We start from the raw sequence: 22,825 nt of genomic DNA on the forward strand, positions 1-22,825 counted from the left end.
ACGGATGCGCCGGCCTCTCCGTCATCCGTTCACCCTGGCGCTGATCGCGGTGTTCGCCGCCGCGCAGCTTCCCGTCATCGCCGCCGCGCAAACCTTGCCGGCGGAACGGGGGACGGTGAGCCACCCCTATGCCCTCCATGTCGCAGATGCCGCGCGCCGCTTCGGCATTCCCGAGGCATGGATATGGGCCGTCATGCGCATCGAAAGCAACGGCGATTCCCGCGCGGTGTCGGCGGCGGGCGCGATCGGCCTGATGCAGATCATGCCCGGCACCTGGGCGACCCTGCGCGTCCGTCATGGGCTGGGACGCGATCCCTATAACGTGCGCGACAACATCATGGCGGGCACCGCTTATCTGCGCGCGATGCACGACCGCTACGGCAACCCGACCGCCATGCTGGCCGCCTATAATGCGGGACCGGGGCGCTACGACGAATATCTGTCGCGTGGCCGCCCGCTTCCGCGAGAGACGCGCGCTTATCTCGCGAAGCTGGCGTCGGTCGCCGGCAGCGCGGGCGATATCCAGCTTGCCGCTGCCGCGCCATCCGATCCCCATGCATGGCGCCGGGCCGCATTGTTCGCCGCGCGGGCCGACGACAATCCGCCTGCGCCGGATGCCGCCCTGGATGGACACCAGGACGACCGTCCCGTTTCAGCCGATCCGCCCGCGAACAGCCTGTTCGTTGCGCTGTCGGGGCGGAGGCAGCCGTGAAGATCGCCTATGCCGATCCGCCCTATATTGGCTGCGCGCATCTCTATCGCGACCATCCCGACTATGCGGGGGAGGTCGATCACGCCGCGCTGATCGAGCGACTCCAGCGCGACTATGACGGCTGGATATTGCACGCCGCCGCGACGCCGGAATCGATCGCCGTCCTCGCGCCGCCGGTCCGTGAAACCGGCGCGCGGTGGATGGCGTGGGTCAAGGGCTTTGCCGCGTTCAAGCGCAACGTGCCGGTCGCTTATGCGTGGGAACCCGTCATCGTGAAGGCCGCGCGCAAGCCGGTGGTCAGCAAGCGGCTGGTCCTGCGCGACTGGATCGAATGCCCGATCACGCTGCGCCGCGGTCTTACCGGGGCCAAGCCCGAAGCAGTCTGCCATTGGTGCTTCGAGACGGTCGCCGCGCGTCCCGACGACACGCTCGACGACCTGTTTCCCGGCACCGGAGCCGTCGCCGAAGCGTGGCGCACCTGGCGCCTCAAATTCGCGCTGCCGGGCGATCCCGTTGCAGCATCGCCGCGGCTCGGCAGCGCGCCGTCCGCAAGCCGGCGGCAGGCCGGCGCACCATGACCGCCCCCGTTTTCAGATTGCCCGGTTGGAAGGTGGAAGTGCCTGGAAGGGCAGGAAAAAGCCGAAGGAAGGGACGGCAAGATATAAGCCGCACCCCGTTTCGCCGAAAAGCCGAGGCTTTTCCGTGGCTTCACGCGGGGGCGTCGGTCGGCGCGCGTGCCGCGCGGAAGGAAAAAGGCAGCAATATCAACGCGCCGAACGGCACCAAGGGCCGTTTTCGGCGGAAAGCGCGCCAGCCATGAGCGAGGATGGCGATTTCCGCATCCGGCCCGGCAAGGTCAGGGACAGAGGCCGTCCGGGCGGCAAGGCGCGCGGGTTTGTCGCCCAGGTGCTTCGTGTGGCCGCGCGTAGCGGTGGAGGCAGGTCGCGCGGCTGGGGCGGATCGCGCCCGCGCGGGCAATCGAACTTCGGCCGGGGCCGCACGGCCTTCGCCCGCAGCCGCCTGTTCGGATCGGGCCGGCGCGTGCTGGTCAAGATGGTGCCCGTCACCCGTATCGGCCGAGGCGGACGGCCCAGGGCACCGCTGTCCGCGCACATCGCCTATCTCAAACGCGAGGGCGTCACCCGCGATGGCTCGCCCGCGCGGATGTTCGATGCGAATGGCGACGGCGCCGATGACCGCGCCTTTACCGCGCTTGCCAAGGATGACCGGCATCATTTTCGTATCATCGTCTCGCCCGAGGATGCGGCGGACCTTTCGGACCTTCGCGAATACACCCGCGATCTCGTCCGCCAGATGGAAGCGGACCTCGGCACCCGTCTCGAATGGATCGCGGTCGATCACTGGAACACCGACAACCCGCATGTCCATCTTCTGGTGCGCGGTGTCGATGACCAGGGCGCCGATCTCGTCATGAGCCGCGATTATATCAGCCACGGTCTGCGTTCGCGCGCCGAGGAACTGGCCTGGGCCGAACTCGGCCCGAAGCCCGAACATGAAATCAGCCAGGCGCTCGACCGGGAAGTGACGGCCGAACGCTGGACGAGGCTGGATGCCGAGATCAGCCGCACGGCCGATGAGCTTGGCGTCATCGACTTGCGGCCCCAGCAGCCCGGACCCGACGATCCGCGCGTGCGTCGCCTCATGATCGGACGGCTACAGCATCTCGAAACGATGGGGCTCGCCGCCGAAACCGAACCCGGCCAATGGATCATGGCCGAAGGCGCGCAAGCGAAGCTGCGCGATCTGGGCGCACGCGGCGACATCATCCGCACCATCGGCCAGGCGTTGAAGGATCACGGCCAGGACCGGGCGCTCGACAGCTATGCGATCGTGAGCGCGCCGCCCGAAAAGCCCATCGTCGGGCGGCTGATCGACAAGGGGCTGCACGACGAACTGCGCGGCTCGGCCTATGCGGTGATCGACGGCACGGACGGACGCACCCACCATGTCCGGCTTCCAGGCATCGAGGCCCTGGAGCGCGGTCCCGCCATAGGCGGCATCGTCGAACTGCGCGTCATCGGCCGGGCCGGCGAACAGAAACCGACCCTGTTCCTTGCCACCCGCTCCGATCTCGATCTCGCCGCACAGGTGAAGGCGCCGGGCGCCACCTGGCTCGACCATCGGCTGATCGAGCGCGGGACCGGCGTTGCCGAGGGAGGCTTCGGCGCGGACGTGCGCCGGGCGATGGACGAGCGCACCGATCGTCTCGTGCGCGAGGGACTGGCGCGGCGCTATGGCGAGCGCGTCGTCTTCCAGCGGGGACTTCTCGATACGCTGCGCCGCCGTGAACTGGACGCGACCGGCGCCGAGATCGCGGGCCGGACGGGGCTCGCCTACCGGCCCACCAGTCCCGGCGACAGGATCGCCGGCACCTGCCGCCAGCGCCTCGCGCTCTCCTCCGGCCGCTTCGCCATGATCGAGAGCCTGAGCGGAGATGGGGGCCTGAGCTTCCGGCTCGTCCCCTGGTCGAACGACCTTGAGCGCCAGCTTGGCCGCCAGGTCTCCGGCATCATGCGCGACGGCGGCGGGATCGGCTGGTCATTGGGCCGCAAGCGGGGGCTGGGATTGTGATGTGTCGGCGCGTCTCAGTTCGGCCGCGAGCGGATTGCCTCGATCGGCAGCAGCATGACCAGTTCGCCGAGCGAGGTAGGGATAAACCCGTGCCGCGCATAAAACGCCGCCGCCTTTTCGTCGATCGCATGAACGATCACCGCGCGCGCACCGGCAATCTCGGCTGCCGCGGCGCAGCGCCGGAGCGCATCGGCCAGAAGATCGGCGCCAAGGCCGATGCCCTGGAACCCGGCATCAACGGCGAGCCGGCCGATCAGGAGCAGCGGCACCCGGTCGGGCATGCCGCGCCGCAGCTTCGCGGACGGCAGAGCAGCCCGCTGCTCCATCGCGGTCGTGATCGTATAGTAGCCGACCACCCGGCGCGGCTCGGCGGCATTGCAGACGACATAGGTGCGCGCCGAACTCCCCTCGCTCGCCAGCGCGCGGTCCCGCAGCCAGTCATCGAGCGAGGCATGCACGCCATTGGCGAAGCCCGCGACATCGTGATCGGCGGTCAGACGCGCGGGTGGCGTGATGCGGATGTCCGCCACGGAACCGAAAGCCCGTCAGCGTTCCCAGATCGGCTTGCGCCGCATGAGGGTCTGCAGAGCGTCGGACGGCGCGGGCGGGGCATCGAGCATGGCGAGGAATTGCTCATGCTGCTCCGCGTCGAGGAAGAAGGTGCGCTGATCGAGAATGGCGTCCTCCGCTTCGCGCCGCGCGCTGTCGAGCATGAACTCGGACAGCTTCTGACCGCGCAGCGCGGCGGCACGGGTGAGAATGGCCTTCATACCCGCCGACGCCCTGATCTGGATGACATCGTCCTTGCGGGCGGAAGCCCGCCCGTTCGGATGTGCAGGTGTCGTCTGCGCCATTGTCGCGATCCTCCGGTTGCCGGGCGTATCTGGGGTTTTGCAACGACAATGTCAATACAATCACTTTCGCAGGAGACGTCCCATGTCCGCAACGAAAATTCTCTGGGGCCAGATCACCACCGTCTTCCTGATCGTGCTGACCGCGATCTGGAGCGCAACACAATGGACGGCGGCGGCGCTGGCGTATCAGCCCGAACTTGGCGAACCCTGGCTCATGGCGCTGGGCTGGCCGGTCTATCCGCCTTACGCCTTTTTCTGGTGGTGGTTCAGCTTCGACGCCTATGCGCCCGACATTTTCCAGACCGGCGCCTGGATCGCCGCGTCGGGCGGGTTCGTGTCAATCGCGGTCGCCATCGCGATGTCGGTCTGGCGGGCGCGAGAGGCGAAGAACGCCGAGACCTACGGCTCCGCGCGCTGGGCGAGTGAGGACGAGGTGCGTGCGGCCGGGCTGCTCGGCAATGATGGCGTGGTGCTCGGCAAGCTCGGCCGCGCCTATCTGCGCCACGACGGTCCCGAGCATGTTCTGTGCTATGCGCCGACCCGTTCGGGCAAGGGCGTCGGCCTGGTGGTGCCCTCGCTCCTGACCTGGTCCGCCTCGGCGATCGTCCACGACATCAAGGGCGAGAACTGGACGCTGACCGCGGGCTTTCGCGCGCAACATGGCCGCGTCCTGCTGTTCGATCCGACTAACGCGGCGTCGGACGCTTACAATCCGCTGCTGGAGGTGCGGCGCGGCCAGTGGGAAGTGCGCGACGTGCAGAATGTGGCCGATGTGCTGGTGGACCCGGAAGGCTCGTTGGAGAAACGCAACCACTGGGAAAAGACCTCGCACTCGCTGCTGGTGGGCGCGATACTCCATGTGCTCTACGCCGAACCGGACAAGACGCTGGCCGGAGTCGCCGCCTTCCTGTCCGATCCGGCGCGCACGATCGAGCAGACGCTGGCCGCGATGATGGCGACACCGCATCTCGGCGAAGCGGGCGTGCATCCGGTGGTGGCCTCGGCCGCGCGCGAACTGCTCAACAAGAGCGACAACGAGCGGTCGGGCGTGCTCAGCACCGCCATGTCGTTTCTCGGGCTTTACCGCGATCCCGTCGTCGCGCAGGTCACGCGCGCCTGCCACTGGCGCGTCATGGATCTGGTCGCGGGCGAGCAGCCGGCGACGCTCTACCTCGTCATTCCGCCCAGCGACATCTCACGGACCAAGCCGCTCATTCGCCTCATGCTCAATCAGATCGGGCGGCGATTGACCGAGGAACTGGCCAGCGGCGCGAGGCGTCATCGCCTGCTGCTGATGCTCGATGAGTTCCCGGCGCTGGGCCGGCTCGATTTCTTCGAGTCCGCGCTGGCGTTCATGGCCGGCTATGGCCTGAAATCCTTTCTGATCGCGCAGTCGTTGAACCAGATCGAGAAAGCCTACGGGCAGGACAATTCGGTCCTCGACAATTGCCACGTCCGGGTGAGTTTCGCGACCAACAACGAGAAGACGGGAGAGCGCGTGTCGAAGGCGCTCGGCACCAGGACCGAAATGAAGGCGATGAAGAATTATGCCGGACACAGGCTCTCGCCCTGGCTCGGCCATCTGATGGTCTCGCGTTCGGAGACCGCGCGCCAGCTTCTGACCCAGGGCGAGGTCATGCAGCTTCCGTCCGACGAGGAAATCGTCATGATGTCGGGCATTCAGCCGATCCGTGCGAAGAAGGCGGCCTATTATGCCGATCCCCGTCTCGCCGCGCGGATCATGCCGCCGCCCGATCCGGCCGCATCACCACCGCGGGAGGTCCGTCCCGACGACTGGACGGGGCTCGCCGCCACGGCCGATCCCGCCGAGATCGCGGCGATCATCCGGCGCCAGGAGGATGCCGCCAACAGCGGTCTGCGCCGCGAGCCCGAGCTTCCCGATCATGTCGCCATCGTGAAGGAGACAGCGCCCGCACCGCCAGCGCAGGAATTTTCCATTGTCGAGGACGAACCCGAGGACGTCGCGCGCCAGGCTGCGGCGCGGCGACGGATGCAGGGCGTCGCACGTCAGGCGTCGCTCGATCCCCACGACGGCATCGAATTGTAGGAGGTTCCATGCGCGTCCGTCTCAACGTCTATTTTCCGCCCGAGCTGGCGAAACAGGTGAGCGAGCTAGCGATCCGCCGCCGCATCTCGCGCTCGGCGATCGTGGAAGCGGCCGTCGCCTCCTGGATGTCGCCGGACGGCGCCGACCGGATGGAGGCCGCGTTCGCGCGCCGTCTCGACCGGCTTTCGCGCCAGGTCCAGCGGCTCGAACGCAACACCGGCCTCACCACCGAGGCGCTGGCGCTGTTCGTGCGTTTCTGGCTGGCGGTCACGCCCCCGCTGCCCGATGAGGATCAGACGGCCGCCCAGGTCAAGGGGCGCAAGCGCTATGAGGGTTTTGTCGAGACGCTCGGCCGGCGCTATGCAAGCGGCAAGAGCCTGCTCGACGAAATACCGGAGGATGTCGAGCCGAAGGCGCCAGATCAACCATGACAACAGATTGGCATATTCTGCCAATAAGCTTTATGATGCCCTGCTCGTTATGGAGCTTCGCGCAATGCCGACCCGCAATGTCGTTCTGACCGACCATCAGGCCGGTCGATACGCTGGTTCGCTCAGGCCGCTATCAGAACGCCAGCGAGGTGCTGCGGGAAGGCTTGCGGCTGGTGGAACAACGCACCGCGGAAGATGCGGCCAGGCTTGAAGCCTTGAAGAAGGCAGTCGCAGCAGGTTGGGATGACATAGCGGCAGGCCGCTATGCGGATATCACTGAGGAGGGACTCGGCGACTTCATCGGCGCATTGGGCGAGCAGGCGGCAGCATCGCGGAGAATTTCTCCCATCCTGGCGCTCCCGAGCGTCTGACGACCCGCGATCCGGTCGGGACCAATCACCGGGAAGAAGCCTGCTGTCGCGCAACCAGACAGCCAGGCCTCACCGCGATAGTTGGTATTCGCGGACCAGAATCGACGCAGGGACATGCCAGGCCCGCTCGATCTTGCGGATCATCTGGAGCGAGAGCGCCCGCTTGCGAGCCAGAACCTCCGTCGCACGGGACTGGCCGATCAGGGTCGCCAGATCGGCGCGGGTGCGCCCTTCCGCTTCCATCGCCGCCTCGATCGCTTCCACCGGGTCGAGCTTGTCTACCGGCCAACGCTTGCGCTCATATTCATCGACCAGCGTCGCCAGCACATCGAGGCGGTCCTCATCGGCGCTGCCCGCTTCCGCGTTCCAGAACGCCCGGATTTCATCGACCGCCGCGCGATGGTCGTCATCGTTCTTGATTGGTCTGATTTCCATGTGCCTGTCCTTCAGAATTGATCGACGGCTTCGCCGTCGATGCGCGCCACACAGGCCGCGACTCGGTCGATCGCGATCCCGAAAGGAGCCTGACATACACAGCACGCAGAGCGCCGCCCCGCAACGCGTACGTATCTGCCGCCCCCTATACTACGCCCTGACTTAAGTGTTGCTTCGCGTGATTTCCTGTCTCTCTTGATCGACCCCTGACGCCGGGCGGCGGTTCGCCCGGCCCGATGCAGGGGCTTCGTCTTGACCGTCCACCCGATCCGTTCCGAGGCGAAGACACGCGGCGCGCGAATGCTGCGCACGGCGCTGGGACCGTCGATCGCGGCCTGGCTCGATGACAGCCAGGTGATCGAGGTGATGCTGAACCCGGACGGCCGGTTGTGGGTCGACCGGCTCGGCGAAGGGATCAGCGACACCGGCATGACGCTGGCCGCCGCGGACGGGGAGCGCATCGTGCGCCTGGTCGCCCACCATGTCGGCGTCGAGGTTCATGCCCGGTCTCCGCGCGTCTCAGCCGAACTGCCCGAGGGCGGCGAGCGGTTCGAGGGGCTGCTGCCGCCCGTGGTGGCCGCGCCGGCCTTCGCGATCCGCAAGCCCGCCGTCGCGGTGTTCACATTGGACGACTATGTGACCGCCGGGATCATGTCGTCCGCCCAGGCGGACACGCTCCGGCAGGCTGTTCCGGCCCGCGCCAACATTCTCGTGGCGGGTGGAACCGGCAGCGGGAAAACCACGCTGGTCAACGCGCTGCTCGCCGAGGTGGCGAAGACCGCCGACCGCATCGTGCTGATCGAAGATACGCGCGAACTGCAATGCGCCGCGCCCAACCTCGTCGCCATGCGGACCAAGGATGGCGTCGCCTCACTGTCCGATCTTGTCCGCTCGTCGCTGCGCCTGCGGCCCGATCGCATCCCGATCGGCGAGGTGCGCGGCGCCGAGGCGCTCGACCTGCTCAAAGCCTGGGGGACCGGCCACCCCGGCGGCATCGGCACGATCCACGCCGGGACCGCGCTCGGGGCGCTGCGGCGCATGGAGCAGCTTATCCAGGAGGCCGTGATCACGGTGCCCCGCGCGCTGCTCGCCGAGACGATCGACCTGATCGCCGTGCTGGTGCGCGACGGACACGGCCGGCGCCTCGCCGAACTGGCCCGTGTCGAAGGGCTCGACGCTGCCACCGGCGACTACCGCCTCACGCCGCTTTCCACCACCCAACCCGGAGATGAACCATGATCCATGCCATCCGGCATGGCGCACGCCGCGCCATGCTCGCCGCCACCGCCAGCGTCATCGCGCTCACCATCTCGGCGCCCGCCCATGCGGGCGGATCATCGATGCCGTGGGAAGCGCCGCTGCAATCCATCCTCGAAAGCATCGAGGGGCCGGTGGCGAAGATCGTTGCGGTCATCATCATTATCGTGACGGGGCTCACCCTCGCCTTCGGCGACACCAACGGCGGCTTCCGCCGGCTGATCCAGATCGTCTTCGGCCTCAGCATCGCGTTCGCTGCCAGTTCCTTCTTCCTCAGCTTCTTCTCGTTCGGCGGCGGGGCGCTGGTCTGATGGAAGCCGGTGAACCGATCGCGGGTTTCTATGCTCCCGTCCACCGGGCGCTGACCGAACCGATATTGTTCGGCGGCGCTCCACGCTCGCTGGCCATCGTCAACGGAACGTTGGCGGGCGCGATCGGGTTGGGCCTGCGCCTCTGGATCGCGGGCCTCGTCCTCTGGGCCATCGGCCACGCGCTGTCGGTATGGGCCGCGCGGCGCGATCCACAATTTGTGGACGTGGCCCGGCGCCATCTCAAATATCCGGCGTGGATGCAGCCATGATGAGCCTGCGCGAATACCGTGGGCATGCGGCGCATCTGGCCGACTTCCTGCCCTGGGCCGCGCTGGTCGGCGAAGGCGTTGTGCTCAACAAGGACGGGTCGTTCCAGCGCACGGCGCGGTTTCGCGGTCCCGATCTCGACAGCGCCACCCCCGCCGAGCTGGTCGCGACGACCGCACGGCTCAACAATGCGCTGCGCCGTCTGGGCTCGGGATGGGCGATCTTCGTCGAGGCGCAGCGCACCCCCGCGCTCGACTATCCCGATTCCGATTTCCCCGATCCCGTCTCGGCGCTGGTCGATATGGAGCGCCGAGAACAGTTCCGCGAGGAAGGCGCGCATTTCGAGAGCGGCTATTATCTGACGCTGCTGTGGATGCCGCCAGCGGAGGACGCCGCCCGCGCCGAAACCTGGCTCTATGAAGGCCGTTCCGGCGCGGGCGTCGATCCATGGGAATCGCTCGCGGGCTTCAAGGATCGCAGCGACCGTCTGCTCAATCTGATCGATGGCTTCGTCCCGGAAGTTCGCTGGCTCCAGACGCAAGAGACGCTGACCTACCTGCACAGCACGATCTCGACCCGCCGCCAGCGCGTGCGCGTGCCCGAGACCCCGATGCACCTCGATGCGCTGCTCGCCGACGAGCCGCTGACCGGCGGACTCGAACCGAAGCTCGGCGAGCATCATCTGCGCACGCTCACCATCGTCGGCTTCCCGAGCGTGACGTTCCCCGGCCTGCTCGACGAGCTGAACCGGCTCGCCTTCGAGTATCGCTGGTCGACCCGCGCGATTATGCTCGACAAGACCGACGCGACCAGGCTGCTCACCCGCATCCGTCGCCAGTGGTTCGCCAAGCGCAAATCGGTCGCGGCGATCCTGAAAGAGGTGATGACCAACGAGGCGAGCACACTGCTCGACAGCGACGCCTCGAACAAGGCCGCCGACGCGGACACTGCCCTGCAGGAGCTGGGCGCCGATTATGCCGGCATGGCCTACGTCACCGCGACGGTGACGGTATGGGACCGTAATCCCGCCATCGCCGCCGAGAAGCTGCGGCTGGTCGAGAAGGTCATCCAGGGCCGCGACTTCACCGTGATCCCCGAGGGGATGAACGCAATCGAGGCATGGCTGGGGAGCCTGCCCGGTCACACTTACGCCAACGTCCGCCAGCCTCCCATCTCCACTTTCAATCTCGCCCACCTGATCCCCCTGTCAGCGGTATGGGCGGGGCCGGAACGGGACGAGCATTTCGGACAGCCCCCTTTGCTCTACGCAAGGACCGAAGGCTCGACCCCGTTCCGGTTTTCCCTTCATGTCGGCGATGTCGGCCATACTCTCATCGTCGGTCCCACGGGCGCGGGCAAGTCGGTGCTGCTGGCGTTGATGGCGATGCAGTTCCGCCGCTACGCGAATGCCCAGGTCTTCGCCTTCGACTTCGGCGGCTCGATCCGCGCCGCCGCGCTCGCCATGGGCGGCGACTGGCAGGATTTGGGCGGCGGTCTGTCCGACGATGCCGATACCGGCGTCCAGTTGCAGCCGCTCGCGCGGATCGACGATCCTGCCGAACGGGCATGGGCGGCCGAATGGCTGGCAGCGATCCTCGCCAGCGAAGGCGTTGCGGTCGATCCGCAGGCCAAGGAGCATATCTGGTCGGCGCTGGGGTCGCTCGCCTCCGCGCCCCAATCCGAACGCACGCTGACCGGCCTTGCCGTGCTGCTCCAGAGCCAGCAGCTCAAGCAGGCGCTGGCCCCATACTGCATCGGCGGGCCATGGGGCCGGCTGCTCGATGCCGAAGACGAACGGCTGGGTGACGCATCGGTTCAGGCGTTCGAGACCGAGGGGCTGGTCGGCGCGGGAGCGGCCGCCGCCGTGCTCTCCTACCTGTTCCACCGGATCGAAGGGCGGCTGGACGGCTCGCCGACGCTGATCATCATCGACGAGGGCTGGCTGGTGCTCGACAGCCCCGCCTTCGCCGCGCAGCTGCGCGAATGGCTGAAGACGCTGCGCAAGAAGAACGCCAGCGTCATCTTTGCCACGCAGAGTCTCGCCGACATCGAAACCTCGGCCATCGCGCCGGCCATCATCGAATCCTGCCCGACGCGCATCTTCCTGCCCAACGAGCGCGCGGCCGAGCCGCAGATCGCGGCGATCTACGAGCGGTTCGGGCTTAACGCCCGCCAGATCGAAATCCTTGGGCACGCGACGCCCAAGCGGGATTATTATTGCCAGTCGCGGCGGGGAAACCGCCTGTTCGAGCTGGGGCTGGGCGAGGTCGCGCTCGCCTTCACCGCCGCGTCGTCGAAGACCGATCAACTCGCCATTGCCGACATCATCGAGACCCACGGGGCATCCGCGTTCGCCGCGCAATGGCTGCGGCATCGCGGCTGCGCCTGGGCCGTCGAACTGCTGCCCGAACCGGCATCCGGCCGCCAGCCCGAATTTCCTCTCACGTCCGACATGGAGATTTCATCATGAAACTGCCTCCCATCCGCCGCGCCCTTATGATCGGCGTTCTCACCACGTCGGCCGTAATCGGCATCGCCGCGACCACACCCGCGCACGCGCAGTTCGGCGGGGTCGTCTATGATCCCACCAACTACGCGCAGAACGTGCTGACCGCCGCGCGGTCGCTGCAACAGATCAACAACCAGATCACGCAAATCCAGAGCCAAGCGTCGAGCCTGATCAACGAGGCGCGCAACCTTGCCAACCTGCCGCTCTCGACGGTGGACACGCTTCAGCAGCAGGTCCGGCAGACCCAGCAGTTGCTCGGCGAGGCGCAGCGTATCGCCTGGGACGTGCAGGACATCCAGCAGACGTTCAACGGACGATATAGGGGCGCGGGTCTCACCGGCACCAATGCGCAGATGATCGCCAACGCCGATGCCCGCTGGGAGGACAGCGTCGGCGCGTTTCAGGATGCGCTGAAAGTGCAGGCCGGCGTGGTCGGCAATATCGACGGCGCACGCACGACGATGAACAGTCTGGTCACGGCCAGCCAGTCGGCGACCGGCGCGCTCCAGGCGGCGCAGGCGGGCAACCAGCTTCTCGCCCTGCAATCGCAGCAGCTCGCCGACCTCACCGCCGCGGTCGCCGCGCAGGGCCGGGCGCAGGCGCTCGACGCCGCGCGTCAGACCGCGATCGAGGCGGAGGGGCGCGAACGCTTCCGCCGCTTCTTCGGGCGGAACTGACATGATCTCGCGCAACGCGAAGATCGCCGGGATAGCCGCGCTCGCGGGCATCATGTTCGTCGTGGCGGTCGAGACCTTCCGCGAACCGGGCGACATGCCGCTCGACGCGGTCCTGCCGCTGCTCGACGAAGGCGAGGCGCGGACGCTGCTGGCGCGCGAACTCGAACGCTGCGCCGCGCTCACCATGCCCGACAAGGATTGCGAGACGGCATGGGCGGAAAACCGCCGGCGCTTCTTCGGAAGGGATAGCGCCGTCCCCGCGCCGGCCGAGGCTGGCCCGGTTTCCGCCGCCGACAATAGCGCGGCGAGCGATGACAGCCGGGCGAACGAGGCGATCCGGCCGGACCTACCCGGCAATTATGTCCCCGCCGATCGGGCCGGGACCGCCGCGCCATGAGCGATACAGGGATTGTCGATACCTTCCTCGACACCTTCAGCACCTATATCGATTCAGGGTTCGGCCTGCTCGGCGGCGAGGTCGGCTTCCTGTCGTCCACCCTGATCGCGATCGACGTGACCATTGCCGGACTGTTCTGGGCCTGGGGCACCGACGAGGACGTGATCCAGCGTCTGGTGAAGAAGACGCTCTATATCGGCGCCTTTGCTTTCATCATCGGCAATTTCCAGACGCTCGCCACCATCGTCTTCGACAGCTTCGCCAATCTGGGCCTCAAGGCCAGCGGTGACAAGCTCAGTCTCGCCGAGTTCATGAAACCCGGCACCATCGCCGCCAAGGGACTGGATGCGGCGCAGCCGCTGATCGATGCGACCGAGGCGTTCAACAGCCTCTGGGCGGTGTTCGCCAATCTCGCGATCATCGCCGTGCTGCTGCTTTCCTATCTGGTCGTCGTCCTCGCCTTCTTCATCATCGCCATTCAGGTCTTCATCGCGGTGATCGAGTTCAAGCTGGTGACGCTGGCCGGGTTCGTCCTGCTGCCCTTCGCCTTCTGGAACCGCACCGCGTTCATGGCCGAAAAGGTGCTCGGCCATATCGTTTCTTCCGGCATCAAGGTGCTGGTGCTCGCGGTCATCACCGGGATCGGAACCGCGCTGTTCAGCACGTTCACGGTCGCGGTCGGTGCTGATCCCACGGCGCGGGACGTGCTGTCGATCGCGCTCGGCGCGCTGTCTCTGCTCGGCCTTGCGATCTTCGGTCCCGGTATCGCCAACGGCATCGTCTCGGGCGGGCCGCAGCTCGGCGCGGGCGCCGCCGCCGGAACCGCGCTGGCGGTGGGCGGCGCGCTGGCCGGTGGCGCGGCGGCGGCAAAGCTGGGTGTTGGTGCTGCCGGTTCGACCATGGCGGCCGGCGGCAGGATGGGCGCTGCGGCGGCACGCGGCGGCGCCCGGATGGCTGGCGGCGCTGCGGGCGCCTACAGCGTCGGCGCGCTCGGCAAGAGCGGCGCGGGCGCGGTGGCGGGCGGCATGGCCGCTGTCGGGCAGAAGGCGGCGGGTGCGGTCGCCAGCGCCGCGATGTCGCCGCTACGCAAGGCGGCCGCATCGATGAAGGACAATTATCGTTCGGGCGCCCGGGCGGGGATGGGGGCGGCCTCACAGGCAACGGCAGCCGCGACTTCGGCCGCATCGCCATCCGCGGCCGCGCAGCCCGCATGGGCCGCGCGCATGAAGAACCGCCAGTCCGCCGCGCACGGCGCGACCGTCCTCGCCCACACCATGAAGGCGGGCGACAGCCAGGGCGGCGGCGGTGCTCCCGACATCAGGGAAAAGGAGTGATCGCCGATGTTCCGCAGACCTTCCATCCGCTACAGCCAGATGCTCGAAGCTGTGACGCCGTATCAGCGCGCCGCGCAAGTGTGGGACGACCGCATCGGTTCCGCCCGCGTGCAGGCGCGGAACTGGCGGCTTGCCTTCTTCGGATGCCTTGCCCTGTCCGGGGGCCTTGCGGGCGGGTTGGTCTGGCAATCCGCGCGCGGGCATATCGTGCCGTGGGTGGTCGAGGTCGACCGGCTCGGCGAAGCGCAAGCGGTCGCCCCGGCCGAAGCGGGCTACCGGCCGACCGATCCGCAGATCGCGTTCCATCTCGCGCGCTTTATCGAACAAGTGCGCGCGATCCCGGCCGATCCGGTCATCATCCGCCAGAACTGGCTGCGCGCCTACGACTTCACCACAGACAAGGGGACATTGGCGCTCAACGACTATGCGCGCGCTAACGATCCGTTCGCCAATGTCGGACGGGTCCAGGTCGCGGTGGATGTGTCGAGCGTGATCCGGGCATCGCCCGAGTCTTTCCGCGTCGCATGGACCGAGCGGCGCTATCAGGACGGCAATCTGGCCGCGACGACACGCTGGTCGGCGATCCTCACCGTCGTCGTGCAGCCGCCGCGCACCCCCGACGCGCTGCGCAAGAATCCGCTGGGCGTCTTCGTCAATGCTCTCAACTGGTCGAAGGAACTGACCCAATGAGAAATCCGTGCTTGTGCAAGGCCGCCATGCCCGCCTTGCTCCTCTCCGCATCCATGCTCGGCGCCTGCGCCACCACATCGGCGAAGACGGCCGATACCGGGCAGATCGAGATCGCCGCGTCCCCCGCGCCCGAGCCGCCGCGCGCGGTCGAGGTGGTGGCGATCCCCGAGCCGCTGCCGCTGCCCGGCCAGTTGAAGCCGGTTACGGCCAGCGCGCGGCGTCCCGAGTCCGCCGATCCACGCCAGCGCATCGGCGCGGCCAATGCCGCCGCCCGCATCCAGCCCACCCGCGATGGCTATGTGAACGCGATCCAGCAATATCCCTGGGCCGAAGGCGCGCTCTATCAGGTCTATGCCGCGCCCGGCCAGGTGACGGACATCGCGCTTCAGGAAGGCGAGCAGCTCGTCGGGCCGGGGCCGGTCGCTGCGGGCGATACCGTGCGCTGGATCATCGGCGATACGGTGAGCGGCGCCGGTCCAACGGCGCGTGTCCACATCCTCGTGAAGCCGAGCCGGCCGGACATTTCCACTAACCTCGTCATCAATACCGACCGGCGCACCTACCATCTGGAACTACGCGCCACGCCTTCGACATACATGGCGTCGGTGTCGTGGACCTATCCCCATGACCAGTTGATCGCGCTACGCCGCGCGAATGCGGCAGCGGCAACAGCCGCGCCGGTCACGGCGGGCCTCGATCTCTCCGCGCTCGATTTCCGCTACCGGATCGAGGGCGACCGCGTGTCATGGAAGCCCGCCCGTGCGTTCGACGATGGGCAGCAGGTGTTCATCGAGTTTCCTCACCAGATCGCGCAGGGCGAGATGCCGCCGCTGTTCGTGACCGGCGCCGCCGGGGACGCCGAACTGGTCAATTACCGCGTGCAGGGCCGCTATATGGTCGTGGACCGCCTGTTCGCCGCCGCCGAACTGCGGCTCGGCGACAAGCGCACCGCGCGGCGCGTGCGCATCCTGCGCGAAGATGCGCGAAGGGGGCGGCCGTGAGCGATCCCGCCATCACGGCACCCGCAGGGCCGGCCACCGCACCGGCAGCGCCACAGCCACAGCCCGGACCCACCAATCCCGCCGCCTTCCAGCTTCGCGGCCCGACGCCGCGTGTCATGCGCCTGTCGAGAAAGGCGCTGGCCACGCTTGGCGTCGTCGCGGGGCTCGGGATCGGCGGATCGCTCTGGTATGCGCTCGCACCCAGGGGAGAAAAGGCGGCAACGGAACTCTACAACACCGACAGCCGCGCCGCCTCGGAGACCATCACCTCGGGGCCGAAGGATTATAGCCGGGCGCCCAAACTCGGCGAGCCGCTCCCCGGCGATCTCGGGCGCCCGATCCTGTCTGCACAGCAGCGTGGGGAGAATGTGCCTGTTCCATCCATGGGAGCCGGACAGCCCGATCCGCGCGCGCAGGCCGAGGAAGCTGCCCGCCAGCGCATCGCCCAGGAGCGCGACGCCGCTCGCACCAGCACGGTATTCCTCGGCGGTGGTGGCGTCGGGGCAGCCGGGATGCCGATCATGCCCGCGCTTCCCGGCCTCGCCACGGCTGATGCAGCCACCCCGCCGCCAGCCGAAGCCGCACAGACCGACCAAAGCGCGAAGCGGGTCTTCATGGCGCAGGCATCCAGCCAGCGCACGGTGAGCGCCGAGCGGCTGACCGCGCCGGCCTCGCCCAACATCATCCAGGCCGGGAGCATCATCCCCGCCGCGCTGATCACAGGCATCCGTTCCGATCTTCCGGGGCAGATCACCGCGCAGGTGACGCAGAACGTCTATGACAGCATCACCGGGCGCATCCTGCTCATTCCGCAGGGCGCGCGGCTGATCGGCGAATATGACAGCGAAGTGGCAGCCGGGCAGAATCGCGTGCTGCTAGCCTGGGATCGGCTGATCATGCCGGATGGCCGCTCGATCATCCTCGAACGCCAGCCCGGCGCCGATGCCGCGGGCTACGCCGGCTTACAGGACCGCGTGAACCAGCATTGGGGCAACCTGCTCAAAGCCGCCGCCGTCTCGACGCTGCTCGGCGTCGGGGCCGAACTGGGCGCGGACAGCGACGACGATCTGATCCGTGCGCTGCGGCGCGGCTCGCAGGACACCGTCAACCAGACGGGCCAGCAGATCGTGCGGCGGCAACTGAATGTCCAGCCGACGCTCACCATCCGGCCGGGGCATCCGCTCAGGATTGTTCTGACTCGCGATCTTGTGCTCGACCCCATTGGAGGCAGCCGATGACGAAACTCAAGCTGGGACCGCTGGCCGATGATCGGCCCGTCAAGCTGTCGGTCGAACTGCCCGCTGCCGTGCACCGTGATCTCATCTTGTATGCCGATGCGCTGGCCGCAGAGACCGGGCAACAGCCAGTCCCACCGGAGAAGCTCGTCGTACCGATGCTCGTCCGGTTCATGGCGACAGATCGGGCGTTCGCCAAAGCACGGCGCGCGCAGGGGAACTGATGGTGTCGACGGCCTGTCTTATTTGCCGAAGAACCGCTTGTGCCGTGCCTGGGCATCTGCCTCTGTTACAGCCATGTCCGCGTTGAAACACTCGTCGCCGCGCACCGTCCCTTCCGCGCATTGTGCCATGACTTGCCGCGCCTCGTCGAGATGCGCCGCAAAATACTGCTTGCCGCGCGGTTCGGCCGGAACCGGCGAGGCGGGTGGGCCGGCAACGATAGCCGTCTGTTCGACCGGCGCGATCAGAGGCCGCAGCACGAAGCCCGCGCCGAACCCGATGATCAGCGCGACCAGAACGATGATGAGTGTTCTGCCTTGTGTCACGACGATTTCCTTTCCCAAGTGTGTCAAATGAGGCGGCCCGTTGGTTGCGATCGGGCCGGTTAACGTCGTATGTCTCTCCCAGCGCTGTGGCTCAGGGAATATCGAAGGCGAGCGCGTAGCGATCGCGCACAAAGGCCAGGAACCGCCGCAATGCGGGGTTGCCATTATCCGTTCGCCAATAGCCCGAAAAGACGATCAATGCGGCGCCCTGCTCGCCATGCACAGGCCGATAGACCACATCGGGGTAGCGCGCGCCGGTTCCGCCCTCACATATGATCGAAAGCCCGATCCCACCGCCCAACGTGCTCAATATACCCTCGCGGCTGACATGGTGCATCCTGACGTCGGGCTGGACGCCGGCAACCGACAAACGGCCTGTCAGCATATCGCGGATTTCCGGGCCGGGGTCGGCGGCCGGCAACAGGAAACGCTCGCGGCGCAAATCCGTCCAATAAAGCGGATTGTGATCAGCCAAAGGGTGATGGGCCGGCAAAGCGACCATCACTCGCTCGCTCCAGAGTGCCTCATGCCGGAAACCGTCAAAACTGGCGTCGCCGACCAGGATGGCGATGTCGATCTCGCCCGTATCGAGGCCAGCGAACAGTGCGCTTCGACCGGCCTCGACCCCGTCCAGTTCAACATCGGGATGGGCGTTGCGCCAACCCAGCATCGTCGCCCGCAGATGGCCGGCCGAGATGGCGTTATTGTGCCCCACCGTCAACCCGCCGGCGCGGCCTTGCCCGGCCGCGCGCATAGCCCTCACCATCTTGTCGGCGCTCGCGATCATCGCGCGGGCGCTATGGATGAAGTGGGTGCCAGCGATGGTTGTGGTGACGCCGGCGCGGGAACGGTTGAAAATCTCGCCGTTTACCACACGCTCTAGCTTGAGGATGTTCCTGCTCAGCGTAGACTGCTCCACCCCCAGCACACGGGCCGCCCGATAAAAACTGCCATGATCGGCCGCCGCAATGGCGTAGCGAAGCTGTCGGATATCGAATGGCATCCTTTTCCCTTTGTTCTTAGCGCCTTATTTGTTGTTTGCCGAGCCTCCGCGAACGAGCAATCTTTTGCCTCCGCCACAGATGTGTCCATCACGGGTACGAACTCCCGGGCAGGATCAGCTTTGATGATTGGAAAAAGCGCCTTGCAAGTCCGACTTCGCAACGTCATGCATGCAAAGGACGATATTCCAAGGAATGTCACGCTGGCACGTGGATTTGCGACTAGCAGGGATCGCTGTGCAAGTCCTATGAATGGGAGCAATCGCGCCACAGTGGACATGACCGGATCGGGAAAGCTTTTCAGAACATTGAGGCGCTGTTACAGCGTTCGCCGAAAACGAGGCCTGGCCAAAGTCTACCGTCCAATTTTCCCCATCGCCCCTCCAGCGCAGTTTGTTAAAAATAGAGGTGACGTGCCGTCCGCTATTGCTGATGGCGCGAGTGACGGGGCTCGAACCCGCGACCTCCGGCGTGACAGGCCGGCGCTCTAACCAACTGAGCTACACCCGCAATGTGTCAGGATTGAATAGTTCCGACAGATCGTCTCGTCAATAAAAAACATAATTAATATTTATAATCTGCAATCATAATTCTATGAGATACAGAAAAAATTCCCGAACAGATGAAGCGATCGGGTTGCATTGCTAAATATTAAACGGATATACCTTGCATTATCAGGCACAATTACTCAGTACTGGTTTTTCGTACTTATTTACCTTTCGCAGTCATTGTTTCTATGGCGAGACATAATCTTATCAAACGCAGGTCTTACCGGAAGCGAAAATTCCTGATTGGCGATGACTTCCGACTGCGTTCGTATCCTACGGCTAACCGTAATGGTTGCTATCAGGTCGTTTTACGCTCACGATGATCTGGAGGACATCGAGGTGATTGGGCGCCGTAAATTTCGACCACCTTGCAGAGCCTGGCCATGTGCCAGGCTTCAAGCTTATCCATAAAATAGCCGCTACCGCCTCCACGAGCGATGCCGAGTTCGAAGCCACATTCGCGCAATCCGGCTCGCGCCCTGTCTGCCAGCATCTTAATCGATGCCGCCTTGCACCCCATAAGCTGAGTCATTTTCCTTTCTGAAACCGCTTGTCCCTGCATCTCCATCAAGATCTGAACAAACCTAGCTGGGCCGGGGCTGTCGATCTGGAGAAACTGGCGGATATTCTCTACAGAAACCGAAGGGGTAGGGAGTTTGAGCGCCTCCAACGACCGATCGAGTGCTCCCGCCCGTTCGATGAACTGCCGCAGCGTTTGCACGAGCTGCGTCAGGGTGTTGACGAGTTCAGCAAAATCGTCGGCGTTGAAGCAATTGCCCTGACCCTCACGTCCGGGAAACTCCAGCGTTGTTCGATCAATGTTGCGATCGCGATGGTACATTCCATTGCTCCACAGGAAATATAACGACATTTGAATCGTCGGAGGCTGCATTCGATACATCGACGGTATTGAGACAACGGCTCGCTTTGTTGCAGAAGTGCTCCGCCCCATTGGCGATATGTGGGATCAGGCTTTGGGCGCCCGATCCATCCCGGACCGCATAGAACCGTTCCAGTTCATAGAGCAGCGCTGCATAACAGGCGCGTTCGGGCGCGATCGCCCTGATCTCCGGCCGGATTTCGCCGGCGAAGGACAGCGCTGCTTTAATCCGTTGCTCCGAATTTCTGCCTTGTGGCCATCCAGCTCCAACCGGCTCCCATCGCCAGCGCGCCCAATTGCAGATGACTGGGCTCTCCTGGGCGACACCGACCAGGCGCTTCTCGAGTCCCGGCAAGACCAGTTGCCGCGGAAGCCGGTCTACCCCGTCCAAAATCGAAGGCCAATATTCATGGATTTTGTCGATCGATCGGCTTGCCTCCCCTTCCGTGATGAAAAGTCGCAGATATCGCCAGTCAATGATCGCCAGCCTCTCCGCGAGGCGCGGGCTACCACGATCATATCGCTCGATAAGGTCGGCAGGCAGGTCGCAGGCCAGCAATTGTTGCCGCAACGTCGGCAGGATGGCCGCTTTTTCTTTGGGCTCGAGCCATCGAAAATCCTGTTCCAGACGGAACATCGTCGCACGATGCCGATCAACATCATGCATGCCCAGAAATGGCGGAGCGGGCCAATGATCGGCTGAAACTGCCAGCAGCTCCCGCTCATGTTCTGCAAGGCTCTGAAGGGAATGGTGGAACAGTTTCACAAGAAAGGGTCGCTGTTCCCCCTCTGGGGCTGATCTCACTGTCGCATATATGAGTTTCCCATTTTCAACGGCGCGGAACTCCGGGTTGACGGCGGCGGGAAAGGCGGGATCATATTGTTTTGAAAGAGGCGCGAGCCATCGCCGGATCTCGACATTGATCAGCAGAGCGTGAAAACCGTCAGCGCTCTTGACCTTGGGATACCAGGGGGCTTCTGAGTCGAAGAGGACCCGGAGCCGTTCGCTCTGGGAAGTCAGCGTATCGAGTAGTCGATAAGCTACAGCACAAAAGATCAATGCCTGTCGCGCCAGCAGGACCGAGATGAAAATAATCGTCAGGTGCGGTACGGTGCCGCGCCACAGATCGATTGCGACCCAGCTGATGACATAAAGAAACGCGCCACCCGACCAGAGTTTGCTCGCGATTTCGGGAGAAAGCGACCGTTGCGATCCAAGTTCGGAAGATGCTCCGTACCGCACCGCTATCGAACCCGCACCACAAAAGGTCAGCAGAGCAAGAAGCAGCAAGGGATATGTGTGGGCAAGCCAGATGATCACTAGAACGATGCATAGTATCAATCCAAGCAGGTGGAGGAGATACCGATAATAGCGAACAGCGTGATCGTGATGGCGGTCGAACAGACCGACTTTCCGGTGCTGGCGACAAATATGATCCGCGCCGCTGCGATAGATTCGCCTGATCAGCGTTTCCATCCCCAGATGGAACAGAAAAAAGCCCAGCGCGGCCCCGCCCAGGAGCGCGACAAGCTCATCGCGCTCATAGTGCCGGAGAAACGAGGGGAGAAGTTGTGATATCCGGCCTGAGCCAAGGATTATCAATATCTTCCACGGCAATAGCAGAGATACCAGCAAGCCCGCCTGCGAAGCTATGAAGGCGATGGCAAAAATCAGGACATGGCCAGGTGTCTCTTCAATCAGGGTCCGATAGGCAAGGAGCAAGTCATGCCGTGGCTTCGTGCGATTCCCTGCGTGGTTCGCGGATAGCGGCTGTCCGGCTGAAGATCGGTCAAACATGATCAAGCCTTGCCCCCCGCGCAGGAAGCAGCGGTTCTCATTCCGACGGACGCGGTCAGATTATGAAAATCAGGGCCTATCGCGGCATGATTGATGAGATCGATCCTGTGCCCTTTCTTCCGCACGACATCGGCAAATTTGCGCTGGAGGGCAAAGGGCGTGATCTGGTCGTGCTCGTTCCCGATCATGATGATGCGGCGCGAGGAATCCGGTACGATACCATCGACGTGGACGAGTGGATCGTAGACGTGGGCGGCCAGCGACGCGCGGGGAGTTTTCCCGGCGCGAGCATCCATATAGCGAGCGCGCTCCAGAAGCGAAAAAGCCCCGGATGTCAGCACAGCGCAGGATATGTCGCGACGTCCCATGGTCAGAAGGGCCGCGGCTGCCGTGGCGCCACCGCTATGACCATAGAGCACGAAGCTCTTGAGCTTGTACCGTTCCCGAAGTCTGTCAAGAGTCGCATTCAGCGCGAGAAATTCGGCGCTATACCGGGTGCGTAGATGGTTCCCGCTGGAACCATAGGTTCCCGGCCGTTCTACGAGGATGACGGGATGGCCATAGCGGCGGGCCATGCGATCCGCGATCGCCTGCTGTTGTCGAGCCGTATTTTCGGGAATATCCGCCGGCGGGCGTCGCGCAAGACGATGCCGGTCGGCCCTAAAGAACACGATCACGCGTTCTGCGCCATCGACCGCGCCGCCCACAAAATACCGGATGCAGTCCTCACCCGACGGATATTCGGCCCAGACCGCATCCGAAACCGGACACTGCGCCTTGTCCGCTGGCGCGCCCCAGACAAGCGGAACGGACGACTGATCGACGGGCGTGGCCGCCCCGCATCCCAGCAGCGCCAGGGCAGGAAACAGGACACGGCCCAGTCGCGCCCGCAAGTGGCCGGCAAACATG

At 65.3% G+C, this 22,825-nt stretch carries 25 protein-coding genes and 1 tRNA gene; 17 read left to right on the top strand and 9 right to left on the bottom strand.

Features of this window, described 5'->3' with window-relative positions; translation table 11 throughout:
* Positions 1-4: 4 nt before the first annotated feature.
* The 3 genes from LDB26_RS04860 to LDB26_RS04870 all read left to right on the top strand — a co-directional run bounded on the left by LDB26_RS04860 (position 5) and on the right by LDB26_RS04870 (position 3,304).
* Positions 5-712 carry a lytic transglycosylase domain-containing protein gene (locus tag LDB26_RS04860; protein WP_062064433.1) on the top strand — a complete coding sequence of 236 codons (708 nt, stop codon included), beginning with the start codon at positions 5-7 and terminating at the stop codon, positions 710-712.
* Positions 709-1,290 (top strand): hypothetical protein, encoded by a 582-nt coding sequence (locus LDB26_RS04865; protein ID WP_062064435.1) that lies wholly within the window; start codon positions 709-711, stop codon positions 1,288-1,290. The genes LDB26_RS04860 and LDB26_RS04865 overlap by 4 nt, the downstream gene beginning before the upstream one ends.
* A 238-nt stretch (positions 1,291-1,528) precedes the next feature.
* On the top strand, positions 1,529-3,304 hold the full coding sequence (locus LDB26_RS04870; protein ID WP_062064436.1) for a DUF3363 domain-containing protein: 1,776 nt from the start codon (positions 1,529-1,531) through the stop codon (positions 3,302-3,304).
* 14 nt (positions 3,305-3,318) lie between these two features.
* On the opposite strand, the gene LDB26_RS04875 is transcribed toward LDB26_RS04870, so the two are convergent.
* Entirely contained in the window at positions 3,319-3,834 is a 516-nt protein-coding gene (locus tag LDB26_RS04875) for a GNAT family N-acetyltransferase (RefSeq protein WP_062064438.1), read from the bottom strand.
* A 15-nt stretch (positions 3,835-3,849) separates the two neighbouring features.
* Positions 3,850-4,158 carry a DUF1778 domain-containing protein gene (locus tag LDB26_RS04880; protein WP_062064445.1) on the bottom strand — a complete coding sequence of 103 codons (309 nt, stop codon included), beginning with the start codon at positions 4,156-4,158 and terminating at the stop codon, positions 3,850-3,852.
* 82 nt (positions 4,159-4,240) lie between these two features.
* Here LDB26_RS04880 and LDB26_RS04885 point away from each other — a divergent pair, with 82 nt between their 5' ends.
* The 3 genes from LDB26_RS04885 (at position 4,241) to LDB26_RS04895 (ending at position 7,028) form a co-directional block, all read left to right on the top strand.
* Positions 4,241-6,226, top strand: a complete 1,986-nt coding sequence (locus LDB26_RS04885; protein WP_062064447.1) for a conjugal transfer protein TraG — start codon at positions 4,241-4,243, stop codon at positions 6,224-6,226.
* Positions 6,227-6,234: 8 nt separating this feature from the next.
* Positions 6,235-6,657, top strand: a complete 423-nt coding sequence (locus LDB26_RS04890) for a CopG family transcriptional regulator (RefSeq protein ID WP_062064448.1) — start codon at positions 6,235-6,237, stop codon at positions 6,655-6,657.
* A gap of 113 nt (positions 6,658-6,770) precedes the next feature.
* Positions 6,771-7,028: a type II toxin-antitoxin system ParD family antitoxin gene (locus tag LDB26_RS04895; protein WP_257541981.1), complete on the top strand. Its 258-nt coding sequence runs from the start codon at positions 6,771-6,773 to the stop codon at positions 7,026-7,028.
* 69 nt (positions 7,029-7,097) lie between these two features.
* Here LDB26_RS04895 and LDB26_RS04900 read toward each other — a convergent pair whose 3' ends face one another.
* On the bottom strand, positions 7,098-7,463 hold the full coding sequence (locus tag LDB26_RS04900; protein ID WP_062064450.1) for a type II toxin-antitoxin system HigA family antitoxin: 366 nt from the start codon (positions 7,461-7,463) through the stop codon (positions 7,098-7,100).
* 252 nt (positions 7,464-7,715) lie between these two features.
* On the opposite strand from LDB26_RS04900, the gene trbB reads away from it, so the two are divergent.
* From trbB to LDB26_RS04955, 11 genes are read left to right on the top strand one after another with little or no spacing between them, the layout of a single operon-like run.
* The gene (trbB, locus tag LDB26_RS04905; RefSeq protein ID WP_062064452.1) at positions 7,716-8,702 is read left to right on the top strand and encodes a P-type conjugative transfer ATPase TrbB; all 987 of its coding nucleotides are present in this window, start codon (positions 7,716-7,718) and stop codon (positions 8,700-8,702) included.
* Positions 8,699-9,031 carry a TrbC/VirB2 family protein gene (locus LDB26_RS04910; RefSeq protein WP_062064454.1) on the top strand — a complete coding sequence of 111 codons (333 nt, stop codon included), beginning with the start codon at positions 8,699-8,701 and terminating at the stop codon, positions 9,029-9,031. Before trbB ends, LDB26_RS04910 begins: the two co-directional genes overlap by 4 nt.
* Positions 9,031-9,300, top strand: coding sequence for a VirB3 family type IV secretion system protein (locus LDB26_RS04915; protein WP_062064456.1), 270 nt, complete (start codon positions 9,031-9,033; stop codon positions 9,298-9,300). The genes LDB26_RS04910 and LDB26_RS04915 overlap by 1 nt, the downstream gene beginning before the upstream one ends.
* A complete protein-coding gene (gene trbE / locus LDB26_RS04920; RefSeq protein ID WP_062064457.1) occupies positions 9,297-11,768 on the top strand; it encodes a conjugal transfer protein TrbE in 2,472 nt (823 codons plus the stop codon). The genes LDB26_RS04915 and trbE overlap by 4 nt, the downstream gene beginning before the upstream one ends.
* Entirely contained in the window at positions 11,765-12,484 is a 720-nt protein-coding gene (gene trbJ, locus LDB26_RS04925) for a P-type conjugative transfer protein TrbJ (RefSeq protein WP_062064460.1), read from the top strand. The genes trbE and trbJ overlap by 4 nt, the downstream gene beginning before the upstream one ends.
* Before the next feature lies 1 nt (position 12,485).
* A complete protein-coding gene (gene trbK-alt, locus LDB26_RS04930) occupies positions 12,486-12,881 on the top strand; it encodes a putative entry exclusion protein TrbK-alt (RefSeq protein ID WP_231746250.1) in 396 nt (131 codons plus the stop codon).
* Positions 12,878-14,215 carry a P-type conjugative transfer protein TrbL gene (gene trbL / locus LDB26_RS04935; RefSeq protein WP_062064462.1) on the top strand — a complete coding sequence of 446 codons (1,338 nt, stop codon included), beginning with the start codon at positions 12,878-12,880 and terminating at the stop codon, positions 14,213-14,215. Before trbK-alt ends, trbL begins: the two co-directional genes overlap by 4 nt.
* Positions 14,216-14,221: 6 nt before the next feature.
* Complete coding sequence (gene trbF, locus LDB26_RS04940) at positions 14,222-14,905, top strand: conjugal transfer protein TrbF (protein ID WP_062064464.1); 684 nt, start codon at positions 14,222-14,224, stop codon at positions 14,903-14,905.
* Complete coding sequence (gene trbG / locus LDB26_RS04945) at positions 14,902-15,906, top strand: P-type conjugative transfer protein TrbG (protein ID WP_062064466.1); 1,005 nt, start codon at positions 14,902-14,904, stop codon at positions 15,904-15,906. The genes trbF and trbG overlap by 4 nt, the downstream gene beginning before the upstream one ends.
* Positions 15,903-17,144, top strand: coding sequence for a TrbI/VirB10 family protein (locus LDB26_RS04950; RefSeq protein WP_062064468.1), 1,242 nt, complete (start codon positions 15,903-15,905; stop codon positions 17,142-17,144). The genes trbG and LDB26_RS04950 overlap by 4 nt, the downstream gene beginning before the upstream one ends.
* Positions 17,141-17,365, top strand: a complete 225-nt coding sequence (locus tag LDB26_RS04955) for a DUF2274 domain-containing protein (RefSeq protein WP_062064469.1) — start codon at positions 17,141-17,143, stop codon at positions 17,363-17,365. The genes LDB26_RS04950 and LDB26_RS04955 overlap by 4 nt, the downstream gene beginning before the upstream one ends.
* A gap of 18 nt (positions 17,366-17,383) precedes the next feature.
* Here LDB26_RS04955 and LDB26_RS04960 read toward each other — a convergent pair whose 3' ends face one another.
* From LDB26_RS04960 to LDB26_RS04985, 6 genes are all read right to left on the bottom strand, one after another.
* On the bottom strand, positions 17,384-17,689 hold the full coding sequence (locus LDB26_RS04960) for a hypothetical protein (RefSeq protein WP_062064470.1): 306 nt from the start codon (positions 17,687-17,689) through the stop codon (positions 17,384-17,386).
* A gap of 91 nt (positions 17,690-17,780) precedes the next feature.
* Positions 17,781-18,692, bottom strand: a complete 912-nt coding sequence (locus tag LDB26_RS04965) for a LysR family transcriptional regulator (RefSeq protein WP_082635177.1) — start codon at positions 18,690-18,692, stop codon at positions 17,781-17,783.
* Positions 18,693-19,123: 431 nt separating this feature from the next.
* Positions 19,124-19,200: transfer RNA gene (locus LDB26_RS04970), tRNA-Asp, on the bottom strand.
* 336 nt (positions 19,201-19,536) lie between these two features.
* Complete coding sequence (locus LDB26_RS04975) at positions 19,537-20,079, bottom strand: hypothetical protein (protein WP_062064472.1); 543 nt, start codon at positions 20,077-20,079, stop codon at positions 19,537-19,539.
* Positions 20,054-21,922, bottom strand: a complete 1,869-nt coding sequence (locus tag LDB26_RS04980) for a hypothetical protein (RefSeq protein WP_257540756.1) — start codon at positions 21,920-21,922, stop codon at positions 20,054-20,056. The genes LDB26_RS04975 and LDB26_RS04980 overlap by 26 nt, the downstream gene beginning before the upstream one ends.
* On the bottom strand, positions 21,919-22,824 hold the full coding sequence (locus LDB26_RS04985) for an alpha/beta fold hydrolase (RefSeq protein WP_062064477.1): 906 nt from the start codon (positions 22,822-22,824) through the stop codon (positions 21,919-21,921). The genes LDB26_RS04980 and LDB26_RS04985 overlap by 4 nt, the downstream gene beginning before the upstream one ends.
* Position 22,825: the final 1 nt, after the last annotated feature.

It is taken from the genome of Sphingobium sp. CFD-1, assembly GCF_024611115.1.
Taxonomy (GTDB): domain Bacteria; phylum Pseudomonadota; class Alphaproteobacteria; order Sphingomonadales; family Sphingomonadaceae; genus Sphingobium; species Sphingobium baderi_A.

Bases quoted from the DNA above. Each gene is read 5' to 3' on its own strand.
- LDB26_RS04975 (WP_062064472.1), bottom strand. From the start codon at position 20,079: ATGTACCATCGCGATCGCAACATTGATCGAACAACGCTGGAGTTTCCC.
- trbE (WP_062064457.1), top strand. From the start codon at position 9,297: ATGATGAGCCTGCGCGAATACCGTGGGCATGCGGCGCATCTGGCCGAC.
- LDB26_RS04885 (WP_062064447.1), top strand. From the start codon at position 4,241: ATGTCCGCAACGAAAATTCTCTGGGGCCAGATCACCACCGTCTTCCTG.
- LDB26_RS04860 (WP_062064433.1), top strand. From the start codon at position 5: ATGCGCCGGCCTCTCCGTCATCCGTTCACCCTGGCGCTGATCGCGGTG.
- LDB26_RS04880 (WP_062064445.1), bottom strand. From the start codon at position 4,158: ATGGCGCAGACGACACCTGCACATCCGAACGGGCGGGCTTCCGCCCGC.
- LDB26_RS04915 (WP_062064456.1), top strand. From the start codon at position 9,031: ATGGAAGCCGGTGAACCGATCGCGGGTTTCTATGCTCCCGTCCACCGG.
- trbK-alt (WP_231746250.1), top strand. From the start codon at position 12,486: ATGATCTCGCGCAACGCGAAGATCGCCGGGATAGCCGCGCTCGCGGGC.
- trbF (WP_062064464.1), top strand. From the start codon at position 14,222: ATGTTCCGCAGACCTTCCATCCGCTACAGCCAGATGCTCGAAGCTGTG.
- LDB26_RS04955 (WP_062064469.1), top strand. From the start codon at position 17,141: ATGACGAAACTCAAGCTGGGACCGCTGGCCGATGATCGGCCCGTCAAG.
- LDB26_RS04965 (WP_082635177.1), bottom strand. From the start codon at position 18,692: ATGCCATTCGATATCCGACAGCTTCGCTACGCCATTGCGGCGGCCGAT.
- LDB26_RS04910 (WP_062064454.1), top strand. From the start codon at position 8,699: ATGATCCATGCCATCCGGCATGGCGCACGCCGCGCCATGCTCGCCGCC.
- trbJ (WP_062064460.1), top strand. From the start codon at position 11,765: ATGAAACTGCCTCCCATCCGCCGCGCCCTTATGATCGGCGTTCTCACC.
- LDB26_RS04890 (WP_062064448.1), top strand. From the start codon at position 6,235: ATGCGCGTCCGTCTCAACGTCTATTTTCCGCCCGAGCTGGCGAAACAG.
- LDB26_RS04900 (WP_062064450.1), bottom strand. From the start codon at position 7,463: ATGGAAATCAGACCAATCAAGAACGATGACGACCATCGCGCGGCGGTC.
- trbL (WP_062064462.1), top strand. From the start codon at position 12,878: ATGAGCGATACAGGGATTGTCGATACCTTCCTCGACACCTTCAGCACC.
- trbG (WP_062064466.1), top strand. From the start codon at position 14,902: ATGAGAAATCCGTGCTTGTGCAAGGCCGCCATGCCCGCCTTGCTCCTC.
- LDB26_RS04985 (WP_062064477.1), bottom strand. From the start codon at position 22,824: ATGTTTGCCGGCCACTTGCGGGCGCGACTGGGCCGTGTCCTGTTTCCT.
- LDB26_RS04870 (WP_062064436.1), top strand. From the start codon at position 1,529: ATGAGCGAGGATGGCGATTTCCGCATCCGGCCCGGCAAGGTCAGGGAC.